Origin of the sequence: Paenochrobactrum pullorum (genome assembly GCF_041929845.1) — a bacterium.
GTDB lineage: Bacteria > Pseudomonadota > Alphaproteobacteria > Rhizobiales > Rhizobiaceae > Paenochrobactrum > Paenochrobactrum pullorum.
In genome coordinates, this window is record NZ_JBHEEH010000001.1 from 924,128 (window position 1) to 944,259 (window position 20,132).

Below are 20,132 nucleotides of genomic sequence, written 5' to 3' on the forward strand. Positions count from 1 at the left end.
CCAGCGCGCATGCAGCGCAAGGCGGCCGGCGATTTTAAAAAGTTGATTACCGATGGTTTGGTGGATGCAGGGCTGATCTATGAAGCTGCAACTGCTTATTGGACGCCGCGTCGTCTGGCGCTTGATATTCGCGGCCTGACTGTGCGCTCCAAAGATATTCGCGAAGAAATCAAAGGTCCGTCCACATCCGCACCGGAACAGGCGATTGCAGGCTTTTTGCGTAAAGCCGGTTTGAGCGATGTCAGTGAAGCGCATGTGCATAGTGACCCGAAAAAGGGTGATTTCTATGTCGCGCATTTGGTGAAAACCGGCCGCACTGCCGAAGAAATCATTGCCGAACTGGTGCCAGCCACCATCCGCAATTTCCCGTGGCCTAAATCCATGCGTTGGGGTAAGGCTTCAGCTCAATCCGGCGCATTGCGCTGGGTGCGTCCATTACAATCCATCCTTTGCACCTTCGGCCCTGAAACCGAAGAAACCAAAGTGATCGAGTTCGAAGTGGGTGGCATCCATTCCGGCAATGTCACTTTTGGCCATCGTTTCCTGAGTGACGGACAACCGATCAAAGTGCGCCGCTTTGACGATTATGTCGCAAAGCTGGAAAAGGCTTTTGTGGTGCTGGACGCTGAACGCCGCAAGGAAATCATCGCAACCGATGCTCGCAATCTGGCTTTTGCATCCGGACTTGATCTGGTTGAAGATGAAGGCTTGCTGGAAGAAGTTTCCGGTCTGGTGGAATGGCCGGTAGTGCTGATGGGCGAATTTGAGGAAGAATTCCTCGCTATCCCGCCGGAAGTCATTCAGCTGACAATTCGTGTGAACCAGAAATGTTTTGTCACCCGCAAACAGGGTGAAGAAACCGCACTTTCCAACAAGTTCATTCTGGTGTCGAATATCGTTGCCCGTGATGGCGGCAAGGAAATTGCATTCGGTAACGGCAAGGTCGTGCGCGCACGTCTGTCTGATGCTTTGTATTTCTGGCATACCGATCAGGCCAATATGCCTGATATGGACAAATTGCAGGCTTCCGCTGCCAAATTTGCGCTTGATCTGGCCAAGCCGCTTGATCAGCGCATGGCGCGTTTGGATGCACTCAATGTGACCTTCCATGCCAAGCTTGGCACACAAGGCGCACGCGTTGCCCGTATTGAAAGCCTGGCCGCAGCCATTGCGCCGCTGATTGGTGCCGATGTGGCCTTGACCAAGCGTGCAGCCGTTCTGGCAAAAGCAGATTTGCAGACCGAAGTTGTCGGTGAATTCCCTGAATTGCAGGGTGCAATGGGGCATAAATATGCGCTGCTTCAGGGCGAGAACCCAAGTGTTGCGCAAGCATTGGAAGACCATTACAAGCCGCAGGGCCCATCCGACCGTGTGCCGCGTGATCCGGTTGCCGTTGCTGTGGCATTGGCCGATAAGATCGACACGCTGACAGGATTCTGGGCTATTGATGAAAAGCCGACTGGCTCGAAAGACCCTTACGCTCTGCGCCGTGCAGCTTTGGGTGTTATTCGCTTGATCCTTGACAATGATGTGCGTGTAGCGCTGAAAGATTTAATCAAAAACGCGGAAAGCGGCCTTGCATCAGTTAAAAATCTGGCTTCGCGTGATGTGGGGGCTGATCTTCTGTCCTTCTTGCATGATCGTTTCAAGGTTTACTTGAAAGACGAAGGTGCGCGTCACGATGCAATTGATGCGGTTCTGTCTGCTGATGCTGACAATCTGCTGCTGGTTGCACGTCGTCTTGAAGCGCTGATCGTTTTCATCAACACAGAAGACGGCAAGAACTTGCTAGCCGGTACAAAACGTGCCGCCAATATTCTGGCTGCAGAAGAGAAAAAAGGCGCTTTAGTTGATATTGCCATTGATGCTTCTTTATTCACACAGGATGAAGAAAAAGCATTGCATGAGGCTGTGCAGGCGGCATCCACAGAAGCAAAGGCCGCAATCGAGAGGGAAGATTTTGCTGCTGCCATGACGGCAATGGCACTGTTGCGTGCGCCGGTTGATGCTTTCTTTGAAGGCGTACTGGTTAATGATGAGAATGAAAAAATACGTGCCAACCGTCTGGCTCTTTTGAATGCCATTCGTGATGTGACATCTCAGGTGGCGAATTTCTCTAAAATCGCTGGTTGATAATGCACTAGATTTTATAAAAACGCGTCTCTAACGGGGCGCGTTTTTGTTTAGCCTGGCTTTATGTATTTTGTCGCATTATCCAGCGCAAAACCGGTACCCACTTTTGCTGGAAATGCTTTAATAATTTTCTGGGCTTGGGCGTCAGCTTTGGGTAAACAGAGCTGACAGGAGATTATAACGTGTCCCGAATGATAAAACTGGATCAAAGCGGTGTTGAGGCGGCAGTTCGAGTGCTGGCAGATGGCGGCTTGGTCGCAATCCCCACCGAAACAGTTTATGGCTTGGCAGCCGATGCCACCAATGGCGAGGCGGTGGCGAGCATTTTTGCCGCTAAAGGCCGGCCGCATTTCAATCCGTTGATCGCGCATGTCAGTGATCTGGCTATGGCCAAACGCTATGTGCAGTTTGATGCTGTGTCGGAAGCGCTTGGCCATTATTTCTGGCCGGGGCCGTTAACATTGGTGCTGCCACTTATACCTGCGGGTGAGGGGCGCAACATTCATCCATTAGCCACTGCCGGTCTTGAAACATTGGCGATACGGATGCCGCAAGGGGCAGTGCGCGATATTATTGTCAAGCTTGACCGTCCTATCTCTGCACCGAGCGCCAATCGCTCCGGCCGTATCAGCCCCACCAGCGCCGAGGCGGTGGCGGAAGATCTGGGTGAGCGGGTGGATTTGATTTTGGACGCAGGCGCTTGTGAAGTGGGCTTGGAATCAACCATCGTGAAGGTGGAAGGTGACGCAATTTATCTGCTGCGTCCGGGCGGTTTGGCAGCAGAAGAGATTGAAGAATTTACCGGTAAGCCATTGCTGCGCCTTGATCAGCGCGCCGCCATTCAAGCGCCGGGAATGTTGAAATCCCATTATGCGCCTAACGCGCAAATGCGGCTTAATGTCGATACCGTTTACGCTGGCGAAGCTTTGCTCGCTTTTGGCCAAACCCGTGTGCAAGGCCATGAAAATGCCATGGCGATCCTCAATCTGAGCGAAAGCGGAAATTTGCGCGAAGCAGCGGCCAATCTTTTCGATTATATGAAGAAACTCGACACTTATGGGGCTGCGACCATTGCGGTGGAACCTATTCCGGTGAGCGGTTTAGGCGAGGCCATTGCTGATCGTTTGGCGCGTGCCGCCGCACCGCGTGATTGAAAAGGTAAAATGAGATGGCTGAGCTTTTATCACCTGCACTGATTGCAAAATTCAAAGCAATTGTTGGTGATCCATATGCTTTGACCGATCAAGCTGATATCGCTCCTTATCTCATCGAACAGCGCGATTTATATCACGGGCGCTCTGCACTGGTTTTGCGACCTTCCAATACCGAACAAGTGGCGGCGATTTTAAAACTCGCCAGCGAAACCGGCACAGTGATTGTGCCGCAAGGTGGCAATACTGGGCTGGTTGGTGCACAGCAGCCGGACGAAAGCGGCAAAGCGGTGATTTTATCACTTAGCCGTATGAATAAAATCCGTGAACTTGATCCGGTCGGCAATCTGATTACCTTGGAAGCGGGCGCAATTTTGCAAAATGTGCAACAGGCCGCAGATAAAGAAGATCGTTTGTTTCCATTGTCGTTGGGTTCTGAAGGTTCTTGCCAAATTGGTGGCAATTTAAGTTCCAATGCGGGCGGCACGGCGGTTCTTAGCTTTGGCAATATGCGCGAGCTTTGTTTAGGGCTGGAAGTGGTATTGCCGACCGGCGAGATTTTAAATGATCTGCGCTACGTCAAAAAAGACAATAGCGGCTATAATCTCAAAGATCTGTTCATTGGCGCAGAAGGCACTTTAGGCGTCATCACTGCGGCAGTGTTGAAGCTTTTTCCAAAGCCTAAAGGCAAAGCGGTTGCCTATGCGGGGCTCAAATCACCTGAGGCGGCGTTGCAATTGTTTAAAATTGCGACGGAAAAGGCCGGTTCCAGCCTTACAGGTTTTGAACTGATGCCGCGCATTGGCGTGGAATTTACCGTCAAACATGTGGAGGGCGCGCGTGACCCGCTGCAAGCCCCGCATGATTGGTATGTGCTGATTGATATTTCCTCCAGCCGCTCGCAAGCAGATGCGCAAAGCTTGATGGAAGATATTCTCACAGTGAGTTTTGAGGCCGATATTGTGCAGGATGCAGCTTTGGCTGCCAATATCGCGCAGGCGCAGTCTTTCTGGAAAATGCGTGAGGAAATGTCCTGGGCGCAAAAGCCTGAAGGCGGCTCGATCAAGCATGATATTTCGGTGCCTGTCGCAACCATTCCAGCCTTTATTAAAGAAGCGGAAAAAGCGGTGTTGGAAATGGTGCCTGATGCCCGTCTGGTATGCTTTGGTCATATTGGTGACGGTAATTTACATTTTAACATTTCGCAGCCGATTGGTGCAGAAAAACAAGCATTTTTAAGCCTTTGGGCGGAGGTAAATCATAAAGTTCACGCCATTGTGGATAAATATAATGGATCGATTTCGGCAGAACACGGCATTGGTCAGCTGAAACGTGAAGAACTTTTGTGCTATAAATCACCTGTTGCTTTGGATTTAATGCGACGCATCAAAAAAGAACTTGATCCGTCAGGCATTATGAATCCTGGAAAAATATTATAAAACAATGGGTTAATATGGTTTTGGTGCTCGCCACTCCACTGGTGCAAGATTGATACAGTGGGATGTTGTTGTATTTATAAGGTTTCCGAAACCTTACAGACGTTTTTGTTCTGGTAACCAATAATAATAGTCAGAGTTTCTTAACCTAACTTCTTAAAGCCGTCGGTAATAACCGTGGCCTATATTATCTCCAACGAAGGCCGTTAAGGCTCGCAAAGAGATGCCTTCAAACGGGCTCTCAGGAGATACAGGGCGTAAGATGCTTAAACAGGAACAACACCAACCGGTATGGGCAAACAGGGAGCTGCGGCTCAACCCGTTTCGTTTTCCGCAAGTGGTCAGCTATGCTAATCACGAGCGTGAAGAGCTTGTGACTTTTACCCTTAATGAGCGTGGTGCTGTAATTCGCCGCGTTATGCCGTCAAGCGGCACGCCTTTGTCGATTTCACTGCCTGCATCTGCCTTTATCGGTGTGACAGCACGGGCTGCGGAAGATGCAAACGGCCATATCACTGTGACCCTTGAACTGATGCATGCTGATCCGCAATTATCGGTGCCGCTTTTGGTGGCACATGATCTGGCCGATGTGGCTGATGATTGGCGTGCATGGGCAAGTGCTTTTGATTTGCCGATGATGCTGATGGAAGAAGATGGCGTAGCGCGCTCATTGGATGAAAGCGCGTACCTGACCGCTGACAAACATACGACGCATAAGAATATCTGCCGCCCGCGTTTTATTGCCCGTCATAAGGTATCCGGTCTTGGTATGCGTTTGGTTATCAGCGGCAAAACCGTTATCACTGCCCGTTAAGAATTTAATATAGCTTTTGCGGCCTGCAAAATATGCGCGCCGTCCACAATGATTTGTTTAAGCGCGGCTGTTTCCGGCAAGATATAAGCATCGAAAAATTGGCTGAGGTGAATGTGGTTTTCTTGGCTTTCGCTTAATGCCGATCGCAGCAGATAGGCCGCTCCTGCGGTAAGCGACAAAAGCCGCAAATAGGCGCTTGCTCCTGCCAGCGCATCGTCAGTATTTTTAGCTGCCAGACATTGCTGTAAATAGCCTGTGGCTTGTTCCAGATCGCGAATCGCATTTGTGAGTGCAATGCCGCATTGTTGTAGTTCAGGCTGTGCGGCCTGCGCCGCTGCTTCTGCATCTTGGCTAAGTTCAGCGATAAACCCGTGAATATGCTCGCCATCTTCCAGCGGTAATTTGCGGATGACCAGATCAATTGCCTGAATGCCGTTGGTGCCTTCATAAATTGGCGTAATGCGCGCATCACGCAGCAATTGCGCCGCCCCTGTTTCTTCTATGTAGCCCATGCCGCCATGCACTTGGACACCAAGCGAGGCCACTTCGACGCCGATGTCGGTGGAAAACGCTTTAGCAAGCGGGGTGAGAAGGCTGGCGCGATTCGTCCAGAAATGTCTCTGGTCTGGCTCGGCCATTTTTGCCATGTCGAGAGCAAAGGCACAATTATAGGCAATGGAGCGGGCGGCTTGCGTCAAAGCTTTCATGGTCAGCAGCATGAGCTGCACATCTGGGTGGACAATGATCGGTTCTGCCGCAGCCGATGAGGGCGTCCCACCGGTTCGCCCCTGTATACGTTCTTTTGCGTAAGTGATGGCTTTTTGCGTGGCAGCTTCTGCCACACCGACACCTTGGATGCCGACCAGCAAACGGGCATTGTTCATCATGGTGAACATGCAGGCAAGGCCGCGGTTTTCTTCACCGATCAGATAGCCGACCGCGCCGGCTTTAGAGTCTTCACCTTTACCGTCACCAAAAATCATTGTGCATGTCGGGGAGGCGTGAAGGCCTAGTTTATGTTCCAAACCGGCGCAGATAACATCATTGTGCTGGCCGAGGCCGCCATCGGCTTTAACTAAGAACTTCGGCACCAAAAACAGCGATATGCCTCTGCTGCCCTCCGGTGCATCGGGCAAGCGTGCAAGCACCAGATGAATGATGTTGTCGGTCAGATCATGCTCGCCATAAGTGATGAAAATCTTCTGGCCAAAAATACGATAAGTGCCGTCATCACGGCGCTCGGCACGGCAGCGCAAAGCACCAAGATCAGAGCCTGCTTGTGGCTCGGTCAGGTTCATGGTGCCCATCCATTCGCCGGAAATCAACTTGGGCAAATAGATGTCTTTGATGGCCTGGTTTGCATGTTGTTCCAGCGCTTCCACAGCGCCGATGGTGAGAATAGGGCCAATGGCAAAACCAAGCGAGCCGGAATTCCACATTTCATTAACAGCAACGGAGAGCGAAATCGGCAGAGCTTGTCCGCCATAATCTGCCGCACCGGTGAGGCTGTTCCATCCAGCTGCCGCCCAATCCTGATAAAGCTCTTTCCAGCCTTTGGCGGTGGCGACTTGTCCATCTTGCAGGCGCGCGCCTTCTTGGTCAGATGATTGACGTAAAGGTGTGATGCGGTTTTCAGTAAAGCGCGCGGCCTCATCCAGAATAGCATTAAGCAAATCTAGGCTAAGATCACCAAAGCGTTCTTCCTGTAATACTTTCGCAAAGCCACTGGTTTTAGTCCCTGTGACTTTTAGCAATGTGTGAAGAATTTCGGTGACGGGTGCGCGATACATGAAGCCCTCCATCTGTCATGCGTTGAGATAGAAGTATCGGCTGGTTTTGGTAGGGTCAATGAGCGTTTTTACTTATGAGGGATATAAAAATCCCGCCTTTTTTGGGCGGGATTTTAAACTTACTGCTCTTGCTCGCGGATGATGGCGCGCCAGCCAATGTCACGACGGCAGAAACCATTGGGCCATTCGATCTTTTCAATCGCTTCATAGACTTTGGTTTGTGCGTCGCTTACCGAGCCGCCGGTGGCTGTCACATTCAAAACGCGTCCGCCATTGGCAACAAGATTGCCGTCTTTCAGCGCTGTGCCAGCATGGAAGATTTTGACATCTTCGGTTTTGGCCGCTTCGTCGAGACCTTTGATCACGCTGCCTTTTTGCGGGGCTTCCGGATAGCCTTTGGCTGCCATCACCACGGTCAGTGCGGTTTCATCTGAAAATGTCGGGCTGACTTCGTCAAGCTTGCCATCGGCAGATGCTGCGAGCAGTTCCAGAAGATCTGATTGCAAACGCATCATCAGCACCTGACATTCGGGATCGCCAAAGCGGGTGTTATATTCAATCAGCTGCGGGCCGTCTTTGGTAATCATCAGGCCTGCAAAGAGAATGCCGGAAAACGGATGGCCGAGTTCTGCCATGCCGTGCATGGTTGGCTCAATCAGCTCTTTCATGGTGCGCTCAATCATTTCAGCCGGCATCACAGGCGCTGGTGAATAAGCGCCCATGCCGCCGGTGTTGGGGCCGGTGTCGCCGTCGCCCACACGTTTGTGGTCTTGGGCAGAGCCGAAAGGAATGGCGGTTTTGCCGTCGCACAGGCAGAAGAAGCTTGCTTCTTCACCATCGAGATAAGCTTCGACCACAACTTCTGCGCCAGCCTGACCGAAAGCACCTTCAAAACAGGCATCGACGGCTTCAAGTGCCTCTTCCAGTTCCATCGCAACCACGACGCCCTTACCAGCAGCAAGGCCGTCAGCTTTCACCACGATTGGTGCGCCTTGCTGGCGGATATAGGCTTTGGCTTTGGGCGCATTGTTGAAGCGGCCATAAGCACCGGTTGGAATGTTGAAACGGGCGCAAAGGTCTTTGGTAAAGCCTTTCGAACCTTCAAGCTGTGCAGCACCTTGTGAAGGGCCAAACACGCGGATGCCGTTTTTGCGTAAAGAATCGCTCAAACCATCAACAAGTGGCGCTTCAGGGCCGATGACCACCAGATCGATTGCCTTTTCCTTGGCAAATGCAACCACCGCATCATGATCTTCGACATTGAGACTGACCAGTTCAGCATGGTCGGCAATGCCGGGATTGCCCGGTGAGCAATAGAGTTTATCAAGCAGTGGTGAGGTCGAGATTTTCCATGCTAAGGCATGTTCACGTCCGCCGGAACCAATCAACAGGACTTTCATAACTTGCTCCATCTTCGCTTGATCAGGTATAAGAGAAACTAGGTTGCTGGTTGTCTATTGACGAATGGGCAGACGGGCAAGTCCAAAGGCAAAGATTTTTAACGCTTTTGACCTGCTCAATCGCAAAAGCATAAGTAATATGAACAGGACAGATCGCATTATGGCGTCATCAAAAGCAGATCAGCATATTCAATCGCGTGAAATACGTGGTCGCGTTAAGGATGCGCCGTCCGGTCATTGGGCATATAAAACACTACCGCCAATACTTTGGCCTTATGCGCAGCTTGCGCGCTGGGATCGTCCGATTGGCTGGCAGTTGTTGCTATGGCCGTGCCTGTGGTCTGCGGCTTTGGTGGCAGGGGCAGGACTTGCCAATGTGGATGCAACAAGCGTTGAAAGTGTCTGGAGCGTTTTGCCATCCATCTGGCACATTATTTTGTTCACCATTGGCGCAATTGCCATGCGCGGTGCAGGCTGTACCTATAATGATCTGGTTGATCAGGATATTGACGATAAAGTCGACCGCACCCGTTCGCGTCCGCTGCCATCAGGGCAGGTGACACGCAAACAGGCGAAGATTTTTCTTGTTCTACAAGCACTGGTTGGCTTAGCTGTTGTTCTGCAATTCAACTGGTTTTCTATTTGGCTGGGCGTCGGATCGCTGGCGATTGTTGCTGCCTATCCGTTTATGAAGCGCATCACCAACTGGCCGCAATTTGTGCTGGGGCTTGCCTTCTCATGGGGGGCGTTGATGGGCTGGGCAGCAGATCGCGGCAGCCTCGCATTGGCACCTGTCCTGCTTTATATCGGCTCGATCATGTGGGTGATCGGTTATGACACTATCTACGCCCATCAGGATAAGGAAGATGATGCATTGGTGGGTGTTCGCTCAACAGCACGTTTGTTCGGCAACCGCACCAAACAGGCTTTGTTTGTGCTTTATGGCGGTGCGTTGATATGTTTCGCGGCAGCCTTTGCAGTGGCCGAAGTGCCAATGCCGGCTTTGGCTGGATTGCTTGCCGCTGCTGCCCATATGTTCCGCCAGATCAGGGTGCTGGATATTGATAATCCCGATCAGTGCCTGAGTTTGTTCAAATCCAATCACATTGTCGGTTTTTTGATTTTTGCAGGGCTTGTTTTCGGCTCGCTCTGGTTTGTGATTAAGCCGCTCGTTTGAGCGGCTTAATTTTTGAGCAATATCACGGATAGAGACGGGCAGACTGCCAATCTGATTCCGGGTCTGGGCGTGTAAACTGTACGCGGTCATGCAGACGGAAAGCGCGGTCATGCCAGAACTCGATGGATGTCGGACGGATTCTAAAGCCTGACCAATAAGCGGGGCGCGGGATAGAGCCGATAGCATAGCGGGTGGTATATTCGGCAACCGCTTTTTCTAACGCAAAACGGCTTTCCAGCGGGCGTGACTGTTTGGATGCCCATGCACCGATGCGGCTGCCGCGGGCGCGTGAGGCGTAATATTCATCCGCTTCCTGGTCACTGACCTTTTCAACCGGTCCACGAATGCGCACCTGACGGCGTAGCGATTTCCAGTGGAAACACATGGCGGCTTTTTCGGCAAAAAGCACTTCACGACCCTTTTGGCTTTCGTAATTGGTATAAAAAACAAAGCCACGTTCATCGAAATCTTTGAGCAAAACCATGCGCACATTCGGCATGCCATGCTCATCAACAGTTGCAACTGCTACGGCATTCGGATCGTTCGGTTCAGAAACTTCTGCTTCTTTCAGCCATTGACCAAACAGTTGAAATGGTTCGGAAGCTTGCGTAAAGTCACTATTCGTTAACTTGCTATCGCTCATAATCACGCCTTTATCACACAAAAAAAAGGAAACGCATTGGTCAGCCATAATGCGCACCTTATGTTAAAGACAAGTTTCGCATCTCCGATCGCACCCAAATGCCATCGTTGGGTAGCATTGTGCAGCCTGATTTTTGTTGCCGGTTGCGCCATGGGTGGTGTCAGTATCGAAAGTGCTGTTCCTGATGCATCATCCATAACAGGTTCAGTTGCACCTTCACAACAGCCGGATACAGACAATGAAACGCTTTCCGACCGCAATGCGATCCGCAATGTAGTGTCTGCGCTTGATTTCAGCACATGGGGCATGAAGCCGGTGCCGTGGGCAAATCCGGACACAGGCAGTCAAGGCGTTATCAATCAGGTTTCTGAAGTGCAGAAAACAGATGAACTGTGCCGCGAATTTGAAACATCGCGGCAGGCATTCAACGGCGTTTCACTCTATCGTGGCGAAACTTGCATGCGAAAAGGTGGCGATTGGGTGTTGAAATCCTTCGCGCCGGTTTGATTTGGCACTTTATTGGCTTTTAACTGTCATTTTTTACGTGTTTCAGAGAATAAATCTGGAACTTTGCCAATATGATGCGCATATAAGATTTAATAGTGTTTTTTGAGCGATTATTCGTGAAAGAGAGTGTGTATGCGCGATCCCTATAGCGTGTTGGGCGTCGCTAAATCTGCGAAGCCCGAAGAAATTAAATCTGCATTTCGTAAGTTGGCCAAGAAGTTCCATCCGGATCAGAATAAAGATGATCCAACGGCACAAGCCAAGTTTTCCGAGATTAATCAGGCTTACGAAATTCTTGGTGATAAAGACCGCCGCGCCCAGTTTGACCGTGGCGAAATTGATGCTGAAGGCAAACAAACATTTCAGGGCTTTGGTGGCGGTGCTGGTGGTTTTGGCGGCAATGGCGGCGGAGATCCGTTTGCTGGCTTTCGCCAAGGTGCTGGTCAAGGCGGTTTCCGTCAGGCCGGAGGCTTTGGCGGCGGTGCTGAAGATATTTTCAGCGAGATTTTTGGCGGTGGATTCGGCGGCGGGCGTCAACGTACGAACCGTCCTGCCAAGGGCGCTGATTTGTCAGCGACAATTTTTGCAAGCCTTGAACAGGTTGCGGGTGCCGAAAAAGTTGAAGCCGTTTTCCCTAACGGTAAAAATCTTGCGATCAAACTTCCGGCCTTTGTAGAGGACGGTCAGGTTATCCGTTTGAAAGGGCAGGGCGAACAGCCGATGGGTGGTGTCGCCGGCGATGCGATGGTGACCGTCAAATTCAAAACCCATCCGCGGTTTGAGGTCAAAGGGCGTGATCTGCATCTGGATTTGCCGATCAGCCTTAAAGATGCGGTGCTTGGTGGTCGTGCTGAAGTCGAAACCTTGACAGGTCGTCTGGCGGTTAAAATACCGGCATGGTCAAGTTCCGACAAGGTGCTGCGCCTGAAGGGAAAAGGTCTGCCGGTTAAAACGGGCGGTCATGCCGATTTATTTGTGCATATTCGTTTAATGTTGCCGGAAAATGGTGACGAAGCCTTGAAAGCATTTTTTGAAAAAGCTGATGCTTCTTGAAAATGACACCAATAACAGTGCGGTATTCACGTAAACTTTGCCTTGAATTTATAAAGTGAATGGTTTTATACTTCGGGTCTATTAAATTATAGTGCCCGTCAGGGTGCCGGTTCAGTGATGAGCCGGCATTTTTTCGGCGTTTCATAGAAACCTATCCTCATTATCACCAGCAATGATGATCGTGAGGATTTGTTTTTTCATGTCATTTCATTCACATTGCTTGAACCTTGTGCCTAGCTGTGCAATAGGCAAGTAGTGAATAATTTCGATGAGGACCGGTGTATGACCGCAAAGTCTGGGTTGTTGCAAGGCAAACGCGGATTGATTTTAGGCGTAGCCAATAATCGGTCAATCGCCTGGGGTATAGCAAAAGCTGCTCATGAGGCGGGGGCTGAACTGGCTTTCACTTATCATGGTGATGCTCTTAAAAAACGCGTAGAGCCACTGGCAGCAGAATTGGGCGCATTTGTCTGCGGCGATTGTGATGTTGCTGATGGTGCCAGTATTGATGCAATTTTTGAAAAATTGGAACAAAAGTGGGGCAAGCTTGACTTCGTCGTGCATGCCATCGGCTTTTCAGACAAGGATGAGCTGACCGGCCGTTATGTCGACACGTCGGAAGCAAACTTCAACAACACCATGTTGATCTCGGTTTATTCGCTGACTGCAATTTCGCGTCGTGCAGAAAAATTGATGAAGGATGGTGGCTCTATACTGACACTGACCTATTATGGTGCAGAAAAAGTCATGCCTAACTACAATGTTATGGGCGTGGCAAAGGCCGCACTTGAAGCCAGTGTTAAATATCTGGCGGTTGATTTGGGGCCGCAGAACATTCGCGTTAACGCGATTTCCGCAGGGCCAATCAAAACGCTTGCTGCTTCCGGCATTGGTGACTTCCGCTACATTCTGAAATGGAACGAATATAACGCGCCATTGCGTCGTACTGTTACCATTGATGAAGTGGGTGACGTCGGTCTTTATTTCTTGTCGGATTTGTCCCGTTCGGTGACCGGTGAAGTGCATCATGCGGATTCGGGCTATCATGTCGTTGGCATGAAAGCCGTCGATGCTCCGGATATTTCTGTCATTAAAGATTAAGGTGTCGCTGTGACCCGGGAAATTATTTACTTTTCGCGTCACGGCGAAACTGACTGGAACGTATCGCAACGCGTTCAGGGCCAGCTTGATATCGATATTAATAATAATGGCAGGTCTCAGGCTGACCGGAACGGGTTGATGCTGAAAGAACTGATCGGCAGTGCCGACGGTTTTGATTTTGTTGCAAGCCCGTTACGCAGAACGCGTGAAACGATGGAACGTATCCGTCTGGGTATGGGGCTTGATCCTTTCGCCTACCGCACTGATCCATTGCTGATGGAAGTCAATTTTGGCGACTGGCAGGGCTTTATGATGGAAGATATCGCGAAAAAGCGCGATGATCTCATCCATGAACGCGCCCATGACAAGTGGAATTTCGTGCCGCCGGGTGAATTTGCCGAAAGCTATCAGATACTGTCGGAGCGCATCCAGAAATGGATTGCAACTGTCGAGCAAAAAACTGTTTGCGTCACCCATGGTGGCTGTATTCGCACCCTGTTTCATGTCTATGGCGGTTTGGACGGCCACGATGCCGCCAATCTGGCTATTCCGCAGGATAAAATCCTGAAATTGGAAAATGGACAGCTGAGCTGGCACTAAGTTTCTCTAACTAACGACGAAATCAAAAACAAGCGCGCCTTGGGCATCAAGCAAGGGGCTAACCAGCTTTTTGAATTTGTGATGTGCCGCATCGTAAAATTGCGGATCACGTACAAGCGGCTCGCCGACATAATAATTGCGGTCACCTTCGGATTTGAAGGTGACGATAAAGCCGAGGGTAAAGCCTTGGCTCGCACCTTCACCGTTCATTTGCTCGCCATAAGTAAGCGATTGAATATACGGCCTGTGATCGCGTTTGCAGCGTTGTTGCAGGCTTTTAAACTCCGCCGTTACCTGATCTATTTGTGCGCTTGTGACATCCGTTTTGAAGCGGAACAGAACAATATGTTTGATCGTGCCGGGCTTGTAATCATGACTGGTAAACTGATCCGCGCCGACACAGCTTAAATCTTTCAGCAATTGGGTTTCTGCCGGTAATGCATCTGTCATTGCTGCCATGATAATATCTTTTTAAAAATAAAAAGCTGGAAGCTCTGCCGTGAAAAATGGCGGAGCTATTATAAATCTCACAACATCAAGGGGCATCCTGAAGGTCGGTGACATAGCGTATATCGTCTACCTGATCATAGAGGATGATGACCTTCATGCCGGGCTTGATGAAAGTGTAATCAAATTCATTCGGCAATTGATAGCGTTTGTTGTCATCCAATGTGATAGTTTCATTGGCTTCATCAATAGAACGGATTTTACCTTCTATATCTTCGGCCATGACGCTGGTCGAGAAAAGCGATAAAATAATAAAGGCAAGGCCGACGATATATTGCATGTGTATGCCTCTTTCTTTGCCTGTCGGTTTTATGTCTTTTGATTCGTTTAGTGCCGCTGGTCTAATATTTTATGATAGCATTTCCGCATAACAGCCAAACATTCAATTTTAATGGCACAAAAAAATCTCGCAGATTTTGTTTTTTGCCATGATAATATGTCAAAATAAGAGTTTTAAATGGGTTATATCAGGGAAAAGTAGTTCTTATCGAGTCATTCGTTTGACCCTTGTTTGACCTTGGAGCAAAAGCTTCATAAAACCAATTAAAGAACATAATATCGGTATATCCATTTCAGGCAGCGCACATGTCCCATAATAGTTTCGGTCATCTTTTTCGCGTAACCACATGGGGTGAAAGCCATGGGATAGCTTTGGGCTGTGTTGTGGACGGATGCCCGCCGGGCATCACTTTTACTGAAGCCGAGATCCAATCTTATCTGGACAAGCGTAAACCGGGGCAATCCAAATACACCACGCAACGCCGCGAGCCGGATCAGGTGCGTGTGCTTTCCGGTGTGATGCTGGGTGAGGATGGCGTGACCATGACCACCACCGGCACGCCGATTTCGATGATGATTGAAAATACTGATCAGCGCTCGAAAGATTATGGCGAAATTGCCCGTCAATATCGCCCGGGGCACGCCGATTACACTTATGATATTAAATACGGCATTCGCGATTATCGCGGTGGCGGTCGCTCATCGGCGCGTGAAACCGCAGCCCGTGTGGCTGCAGGTGCTATTGCCCGTAAAATCGTGCCGGGTTTGAAAGTGCGTGGCGCCTTGGTTGCAATGGGTGTGCATGACATTGATCGCAGCCGTTGGGATTGGGATGAAGTGGATAATAATCCTTTCTTCACACCGGATGCCGGTTCGGTTGAAATCTTCGCTGAATACCTTGACGGCATTCGCAAGTCCGGTTCATCGGTCGGGGCTATTCTGGAAGTGGTTGCTGAAGGCGTACCTGCTGGTATCGGCGCGCCGCTTTATGCCAAGCTCGATCAGGATATTGCAAGCAATCTGATGTCGGTCAATGCGGTCAAAGGCGTTGAAATCGGCAATGGTTTTGAAGCCGCCCGTTTGACCGGCGAGCAAAATGCCGATGAAATGCGCGTGGATGCTGATGGTAATCCGCATTTTTTATCCAACCATGCCGGTGGCATTTTGGGCGGTATTGCAACCGGTGCGCCCGTGATTGCCCGTTTTGCCGTGAAGCCAACCTCTTCTATTCTGACGCCACGCCGTTCGGTTGATGCGGATAGCAAAGAAGTGGATGTAGTGACGAAAGGCCGTCATGATCCGTGTGTTGGTATCCGTGCGGTGCCGATTGGTGAGGCGATGGTGGCTTGTGCGATTGCTGATCATTATCTGCGCCATCGTGGACAAACCGGTTGTTGAATCACTTTCTCCGTGTTTTTATAGAAATTACTGAATCTTAAGAGGTTTTCTCTATGGCGACACGGCTTTATTGGCATGATGTTTTTCTCAAACATCTGACGCCGGCCGGCCATCCGGAGCGGCCGGATCGCCTTCGCGCTTTGTTGAGCGTGCTTGATGAGGGTGTTTTTTATAATCTGGAACGGGTGGAAGCACCGCTTGGCGATGAAGCGGCTATTTTGCTGACCCATACCGAAAAACACCTTGAGACGATCAAAAACCAGATCCCGTTTTTTGATGTCGGCGACGACGCTTCGGACAAGCCAGAATCGATCATTAAAATCGCTAATGATACTTATGTCAGCCCGCAAAGCTGGCAGGCAGCCTTAACTGCGATTGGGGCAGCCAATGCGGCCGTGGATGATGTATTCACCGGTCAGGCGGATAATATTTTTATCGCGTCTCGCCCGCCTGGCCATCATGCCGAACCGGAAGCGGCTATGGGTTTTTGCCTTTTTAACAATGCCGCTATTGCCGCCCGCTATGCACAAATGCGCTATCAGGCAGAGCGGGTCGCGATCATTGATTTTGATGTGCATCACGGCAATGGCACACAGGCGATTTTTGAAAATGACAAAAGCGTGCTGTATTGTTCCACGCATCAGGAGCCGCTTTTTCCGGGAACCGGACATAAAAATGAACAAGGTGCAGGCAATATTGTCAATGCCCCTTTGTCGCCAGAAAGCGGCAGTCGGGAATTTCGCGAGGCGATCAAAACGCGGATTTTACCCGCACTTGATAATTTTCGTCCCGATTTGATCCTGATTTCTGCCGGCTTTGATGCGCATTATCTCGACCCGCTTGCGCAAATAAACTTGGATGAAAGCGATTTTGACTGGGTAACCGGCAAAATTATGGAGCGGGCAGATCGTTTTTGCGCTAATCGTTTAGTGAGCATATTGGAAGGCGGTTATGATTTGCAGGGACTGTCGGTATCGGCAGCAGCGCATATCAAACGCCTGATGGAAGGATGAGCGAAATGAACGCAGAACAGCAAAATGCAGATATTGCACAAATGAGCTTTGAGCAAGCGATGGAGCAGCTGGAGCGTATCGTTGAAGATCTGGAGCGTGGTGATGTTCCGCTGGAGCAATCTATCCGCATTTACGAACGCGGCGAAGCGCTGAAAAAACATTGCGACACATTGCTGAAATCTGCCGAAGACAAAGTCGAGAAAATCCGCATTGGTCGCGATGGTCAGGCTGTCGGTACTGAGCCGCTTGATCCTGCGTGAATATTTAACTCCAGAGAGATTTGATATAAGCCGCCACGGGTGCCAGTGTTCCGCCAAAAAGATAAGGGCCTGCACCCCAAACGGCCGTCCAGCCGAGTGCGCCGATGATATTGGCGCTCAAAAAATGCGAAAAGCGCATATGCATGGAACCGGCAATGATACCATTGAGCTGGCGCATGATGACGATAAAGCGCGCAGTGGCAACCATATAGATGCCTCGTTTCTCAAACTGTTTTTCAAAATTGGCCAGTCGCTCAGGCGTTAATTTGATGTTGCTGCCAAAGCGCTGCAATAATTTGCGTCCGCCGAAGTGACCAATCAGATACCCTGTGCAATCACCTAAGACCGCGCCAGCAAAACAAGCGATCAATATAGCTGATAGGCTTAAATTGCCTTTAAGCGCGAGAAGAGAGGCGGCAATCAACGCGCTTTCTCCCGGTACAGGCACGCCGAAAGATTCAAAATAGATAATGATAAAAAGAGCCAAAGCTCCATAGGATGCCAAATAAGGTTCAATATATTCCATGTTTACTTTAACTATTGATACAAAGTATGATCCGGTCAAAGAATACCGGATCATTCTAAAAACTATATGGCTTAATTATCTTAAACGACGTTTGCCGGAGATGGCATGGTAGATCACCAGCACAATAATGGCACCGATGACGGCAACAATAAGACTGTAAATATTTAAACCGGTAATACCTTGTGCGCCAAAGAAAGTGAATACAATCCCGCCTAAGATAGCGCCAGCAATGCCCAGAGCAATATCCAAGAACATACCTTGGCCACTTTTATTGACTATTTTACTTCCGATAAAGCCTGAAATGAGCCCTAATATAATCCAGCTTATAATAGACATTGGTTATCTCCAAAAATATTGATAATCAGATTAATACATTGAAGAAATTTTCATAACACTATCAAATAGGCAAGGCACAATACTTGCCTAATATAAATATTATCGTAACATCATACATTATAGATAATTAATTTGTATGTATAGGAGTATTTTATTATGACTATGTTTGATAATAATTCATCAAAAACACCAGTGCCGGGTGGTAGTTTGGCAAAGCCGGTTTTGGTTGCATTGGGTGCCTTGCTGGTCGGGCGTATGTTGAACGGCAAACATGATGAGGATGATCAGCCACAGATTATAGAGCCGCCGGTGCAGCCACAAGATGGTGCTGCGGGTTCTGGCACTCTGATCGGTGCGGTTTTGGGCGGGTTGGGCAGTTTGCTGGCCAACTCGACAACTGCTGCCGCATCTTCTGTACCTGCTCCATCAATTGGCAATGCAGGGGTCGGCGGTGCTTTAACAGGAGGTCTTGGCGGTTTGCTTGACCAACTCACACAGGCAGGCCATGGCGGCAAAGTGGATTCATGGTTGGGGCAGGGTGAAAACGCCAGCATTGAACCCGATCAGCTTGGTAGTGCGATTGGTCAAAAAAACTTGAGCGAGATTGCACAACATGTCGGCATTAACGAACAGGATTTGCTGGCACAACTTTCGCAAGTCCTTCCCGCTATCGTTGATAAGCTGACTGCTGACGGCAAAGTCCCGGATATGCAGGACATTGCGCGGCTCATACAAAAACAAAATTAAAAAGCCGGCAGCGCTCTGGTTTGAGTACGCATGGCTAACTATATAGAATAGACTTATCAAGCCATGCAGCATCATGGTGCTGCATGGCTATTTTATTCTGCTAGGCGGGAGGTTGGTTTTGAGCTTTTTCCCCGGTGAAGACCCCGATATCGGCGACAAAAAGGCTGTTGATCTGATCGAAACCCTTATTATTCCGCGCACCAGTGATGTCGGCGGGCTTGAAGTGCGCCGCGCATTGCCAACCGCCAAGCGGCGCTTGGTCGGGCCTTTCATTTTCTTTGACCGGATGGGGCCTGCAATTTTGCGTGCCGGTGATGCACTGGATGTGCAGCCGCATCCCCATATCGGTCTTTCAACCGTCACCTATCTTTTTGATGGTCATATCCGCCATCGAGACAGTCTGGGCACTGAAATGGTGATTGCGCCGGGTGACGTGAACTTGATGACGGCGGGGCGCGGAATTGTTCATTCGGAGCGCTCGCCGGAAGAATTGCGCGGGCCACCTTTGTCCATTTCCGGTGTGCAGACATGGCTGGCACTGCCGGAGCATCTGGAAGATATGCAGCCGGATTTTTCCCATACCACCAAAGATGAATTGCCGGAAATGAATGACAAAGACTTTTCCGGACGGCTCATTATGGGCGGATTGCACGGACTTAAATCGCCGGTTCATCAATATAGCGACACGCTTTATGCCGATATCCGGATTGAGGCGGGGGGACGTTTTCATATTCCGGCGGTTGCCGAAGAACGCGCCATCTATATTCTGGATGGCAATGTGAATATTGCCGGTGATATTTTTGGCGCCAACCAGCTGCTTGCTTTCCGTGAGGGAGATGACATTATCGTGAATGCAGCCCCCGGTGCCAAGGGTGGCTCGGCGCATATCATGTTGTTTGGCGGGGCAAGCCTGAATTCCAAGCGCTATATTTGGTGGAACTTTGTCTCATCTTCAAAAGAACGTATCGAACAGGCAAAAGAAGAATGGCGCAGCGGAAAATTTGATATAGTGCCCGGTGATGAAGAAGAATTTGTGCCCCTGCCGGAGTAAGCCGCAAATCGTATCCTGCCAGAGTAAGATGGCAAGCTGTATAATGCCGGAATGAACCGGCAATTTCACCTTCTTGCCGGAATGAACCGGCAGCATAGAAATAAGCCACAGGATAAAAGGTCTGCGATTGCTTTCAAAGCGTTCAATCGGCCGTGTCAGACCTTTGAAGCTTGCCATAAGTCTGTGGATTCTATAGGCAGGTGTTCAAAT

General features: G+C 49.9%; 21 protein-coding genes. 14 read left to right on the forward strand and 7 right to left on the reverse strand.

Annotated elements, in window-relative coordinates; genetic code table 11:
* Positions 1-9: 9 nt before the first annotated feature.
* The 4 genes from glyS to JNC77_RS04395 all read left to right on the forward strand — a co-directional run bounded on the left by glyS (position 10) and on the right by JNC77_RS04395 (position 5,534).
* Entirely contained in the window at positions 10-2,133 is a 2,124-nt protein-coding gene (gene glyS, locus JNC77_RS04380; protein WP_374830497.1) for a glycine--tRNA ligase subunit beta, read from the forward strand.
* A gap of 191 nt (positions 2,134-2,324) precedes the next feature.
* Complete coding sequence (locus JNC77_RS04385) at positions 2,325-3,287, forward strand: L-threonylcarbamoyladenylate synthase (RefSeq protein ID WP_374830499.1); 963 nt, start codon at positions 2,325-2,327, stop codon at positions 3,285-3,287.
* Positions 3,288-3,301: 14 nt separating this feature from the next.
* Entirely contained in the window at positions 3,302-4,723 is a 1,422-nt protein-coding gene (locus JNC77_RS04390; RefSeq protein WP_374829783.1) for an FAD-binding oxidoreductase, read from the forward strand.
* Between the two features lie 259 nt (positions 4,724-4,982).
* A complete protein-coding gene (locus JNC77_RS04395) occupies positions 4,983-5,534 on the forward strand; it encodes a DUF6101 family protein (protein WP_374829785.1) in 552 nt (183 codons plus the stop codon).
* On the opposite strand, the gene JNC77_RS04400 is transcribed toward JNC77_RS04395, so the two are convergent.
* Both JNC77_RS04400 and purD read right to left on the reverse strand, forming a co-directional pair.
* A complete protein-coding gene (locus tag JNC77_RS04400) occupies positions 5,531-7,324 on the reverse strand; it encodes an acyl-CoA dehydrogenase family protein (RefSeq protein ID WP_374829787.1) in 1,794 nt (597 codons plus the stop codon). The genes JNC77_RS04395 and JNC77_RS04400 overlap by 4 nt on opposite strands.
* 119 nt (positions 7,325-7,443) lie before the next feature.
* On the reverse strand, positions 7,444-8,724 hold the full coding sequence (gene purD / locus JNC77_RS04405; protein WP_374829789.1) for a phosphoribosylamine--glycine ligase: 1,281 nt from the start codon (positions 8,722-8,724) through the stop codon (positions 7,444-7,446).
* A gap of 160 nt (positions 8,725-8,884) precedes the next feature.
* Here purD and ubiA point away from each other — a divergent pair, with 160 nt between their 5' ends.
* Positions 8,885-9,901: a 4-hydroxybenzoate octaprenyltransferase gene (gene ubiA / locus JNC77_RS04410; protein WP_374830501.1), complete on the forward strand. Its 1,017-nt coding sequence runs from the start codon at positions 8,885-8,887 to the stop codon at positions 9,899-9,901.
* Between the two features lie 22 nt (positions 9,902-9,923).
* On the opposite strand, the gene pdxH is transcribed toward ubiA, so the two are convergent.
* Positions 9,924-10,544, reverse strand: coding sequence for a pyridoxamine 5'-phosphate oxidase (gene pdxH / locus JNC77_RS04415; protein WP_374829791.1), 621 nt, complete (start codon positions 10,542-10,544; stop codon positions 9,924-9,926).
* A 60-nt stretch (positions 10,545-10,604) separates the two neighbouring features.
* Here pdxH and JNC77_RS04420 point away from each other — a divergent pair, with 60 nt between their 5' ends.
* The 4 genes from JNC77_RS04420 (at position 10,605) to JNC77_RS04435 (ending at position 13,805) form a co-directional block, all read left to right on the forward strand.
* Entirely contained in the window at positions 10,605-11,051 is a 447-nt protein-coding gene (locus tag JNC77_RS04420; RefSeq protein ID WP_374829793.1) for an RT0821/Lpp0805 family surface protein, read from the forward strand.
* A 132-nt stretch (positions 11,052-11,183) separates the two neighbouring features.
* Complete coding sequence (locus JNC77_RS04425; RefSeq protein ID WP_374829795.1) at positions 11,184-12,104, forward strand: DnaJ C-terminal domain-containing protein; 921 nt, start codon at positions 11,184-11,186, stop codon at positions 12,102-12,104.
* 282 nt (positions 12,105-12,386) lie between these two features.
* Positions 12,387-13,205, forward strand: a complete 819-nt coding sequence (fabI, locus tag JNC77_RS04430; protein ID WP_374829797.1) for an enoyl-ACP reductase FabI — start codon at positions 12,387-12,389, stop codon at positions 13,203-13,205.
* 9 nt (positions 13,206-13,214) lie between these two features.
* On the forward strand, positions 13,215-13,805 hold the full coding sequence (locus JNC77_RS04435) for a histidine phosphatase family protein (RefSeq protein WP_374829799.1): 591 nt from the start codon (positions 13,215-13,217) through the stop codon (positions 13,803-13,805).
* Between the two features lie 6 nt (positions 13,806-13,811).
* Here the strand turns inward: JNC77_RS04435 and JNC77_RS04440 are convergent, their stop codons facing one another.
* Positions 13,812-14,264, reverse strand: coding sequence for a Dabb family protein (locus tag JNC77_RS04440; RefSeq protein WP_374829801.1), 453 nt, complete (start codon positions 14,262-14,264; stop codon positions 13,812-13,814).
* A gap of 76 nt (positions 14,265-14,340) precedes the next feature.
* Positions 14,341-14,592 (reverse strand): DUF1344 domain-containing protein, encoded by a 252-nt coding sequence (locus tag JNC77_RS04445; RefSeq protein ID WP_374829803.1) that lies wholly within the window; start codon positions 14,590-14,592, stop codon positions 14,341-14,343.
* 305 nt (positions 14,593-14,897) lie between these two features.
* Between JNC77_RS04445 and aroC the strand changes: the two genes are divergently transcribed.
* Genes aroC through JNC77_RS04460 form a run of 3 tightly spaced genes read left to right on the forward strand, consistent with a single transcriptional unit; the run spans position 14,898 to position 17,262 of the window.
* Complete coding sequence (gene aroC / locus JNC77_RS04450; protein WP_374829805.1) at positions 14,898-15,989, forward strand: chorismate synthase; 1,092 nt, start codon at positions 14,898-14,900, stop codon at positions 15,987-15,989.
* 53 nt (positions 15,990-16,042) lie between these two features.
* A complete protein-coding gene (locus JNC77_RS04455; RefSeq protein WP_374829807.1) occupies positions 16,043-17,002 on the forward strand; it encodes a histone deacetylase family protein in 960 nt (319 codons plus the stop codon).
* 5 nt (positions 17,003-17,007) lie between these two features.
* On the forward strand, positions 17,008-17,262 hold the full coding sequence (locus tag JNC77_RS04460) for an exodeoxyribonuclease VII small subunit (protein ID WP_184223485.1): 255 nt from the start codon (positions 17,008-17,010) through the stop codon (positions 17,260-17,262).
* A gap of 4 nt (positions 17,263-17,266) precedes the next feature.
* On the opposite strand, the gene JNC77_RS04465 is transcribed toward JNC77_RS04460, so the two are convergent.
* Together JNC77_RS04465 and JNC77_RS04470 are read right to left on the reverse strand one after the other, a co-directional pair.
* On the reverse strand, positions 17,267-17,788 hold the full coding sequence (locus tag JNC77_RS04465; RefSeq protein ID WP_374829809.1) for a DedA family protein: 522 nt from the start codon (positions 17,786-17,788) through the stop codon (positions 17,267-17,269).
* A 75-nt stretch (positions 17,789-17,863) separates the two neighbouring features.
* Positions 17,864-18,124: a GlsB/YeaQ/YmgE family stress response membrane protein gene (locus tag JNC77_RS04470; RefSeq protein ID WP_374829811.1), complete on the reverse strand. Its 261-nt coding sequence runs from the start codon at positions 18,122-18,124 to the stop codon at positions 17,864-17,866.
* Positions 18,125-18,280: 156 nt separating this feature from the next.
* Here JNC77_RS04470 and JNC77_RS04475 point away from each other — a divergent pair, with 156 nt between their 5' ends.
* Both JNC77_RS04475 and JNC77_RS04480 read left to right on the forward strand, forming a co-directional pair.
* The gene (locus tag JNC77_RS04475) at positions 18,281-18,871 is read left to right on the forward strand and encodes a YidB family protein (protein ID WP_374829813.1); all 591 of its coding nucleotides are present in this window, start codon (positions 18,281-18,283) and stop codon (positions 18,869-18,871) included.
* 118 nt (positions 18,872-18,989) lie between these two features.
* Positions 18,990-19,922, forward strand: coding sequence for a pirin family protein (locus JNC77_RS04480; RefSeq protein ID WP_374829815.1), 933 nt, complete (start codon positions 18,990-18,992; stop codon positions 19,920-19,922).
* Positions 19,923-20,132: the final 210 nt, after the last annotated feature.

Bases quoted from the DNA above. Each gene is read 5' to 3' on its own strand.
- JNC77_RS04425 (WP_374829795.1), top strand. From the start codon at position 11,184: ATGCGCGATCCCTATAGCGTGTTGGGCGTCGCTAAATCTGCGAAGCCC.
- JNC77_RS04385 (WP_374830499.1), top strand. From the start codon at position 2,325: ATGATAAAACTGGATCAAAGCGGTGTTGAGGCGGCAGTTCGAGTGCTG.
- pdxH (WP_374829791.1), bottom strand. From the start codon at position 10,544: ATGAGCGATAGCAAGTTAACGAATAGTGACTTTACGCAAGCTTCCGAA.
- fabI (WP_374829797.1), top strand. From the start codon at position 12,387: ATGACCGCAAAGTCTGGGTTGTTGCAAGGCAAACGCGGATTGATTTTA.
- JNC77_RS04470 (WP_374829811.1), bottom strand. From the start codon at position 18,124: ATGTCTATTATAAGCTGGATTATATTAGGGCTCATTTCAGGCTTTATC.
- JNC77_RS04395 (WP_374829785.1), top strand. From the start codon at position 4,983: ATGCTTAAACAGGAACAACACCAACCGGTATGGGCAAACAGGGAGCTG.
- JNC77_RS04390 (WP_374829783.1), top strand. From the start codon at position 3,302: ATGGCTGAGCTTTTATCACCTGCACTGATTGCAAAATTCAAAGCAATT.
- JNC77_RS04455 (WP_374829807.1), top strand. From the start codon at position 16,043: ATGGCGACACGGCTTTATTGGCATGATGTTTTTCTCAAACATCTGACG.
- JNC77_RS04475 (WP_374829813.1), top strand. From the start codon at position 18,281: ATGACTATGTTTGATAATAATTCATCAAAAACACCAGTGCCGGGTGGT.
- JNC77_RS04465 (WP_374829809.1), bottom strand. From the start codon at position 17,788: ATGGAATATATTGAACCTTATTTGGCATCCTATGGAGCTTTGGCTCTT.
- aroC (WP_374829805.1), top strand. From the start codon at position 14,898: ATGTCCCATAATAGTTTCGGTCATCTTTTTCGCGTAACCACATGGGGT.
- JNC77_RS04440 (WP_374829801.1), bottom strand. From the start codon at position 14,264: ATGGCAGCAATGACAGATGCATTACCGGCAGAAACCCAATTGCTGAAA.
- JNC77_RS04400 (WP_374829787.1), bottom strand. From the start codon at position 7,324: ATGTATCGCGCACCCGTCACCGAAATTCTTCACACATTGCTAAAAGTC.
- ubiA (WP_374830501.1), top strand. From the start codon at position 8,885: ATGGCGTCATCAAAAGCAGATCAGCATATTCAATCGCGTGAAATACGT.
- JNC77_RS04420 (WP_374829793.1), top strand. From the start codon at position 10,605: ATGTTAAAGACAAGTTTCGCATCTCCGATCGCACCCAAATGCCATCGT.
- JNC77_RS04460 (WP_184223485.1), top strand. From the start codon at position 17,008: ATGAACGCAGAACAGCAAAATGCAGATATTGCACAAATGAGCTTTGAG.
- glyS (WP_374830497.1), top strand. From the start codon at position 10: ATGCAGCGCAAGGCGGCCGGCGATTTTAAAAAGTTGATTACCGATGGT.
- purD (WP_374829789.1), bottom strand. From the start codon at position 8,724: ATGAAAGTCCTGTTGATTGGTTCCGGCGGACGTGAACATGCCTTAGCA.
- JNC77_RS04445 (WP_374829803.1), bottom strand. From the start codon at position 14,592: ATGCAATATATCGTCGGCCTTGCCTTTATTATTTTATCGCTTTTCTCG.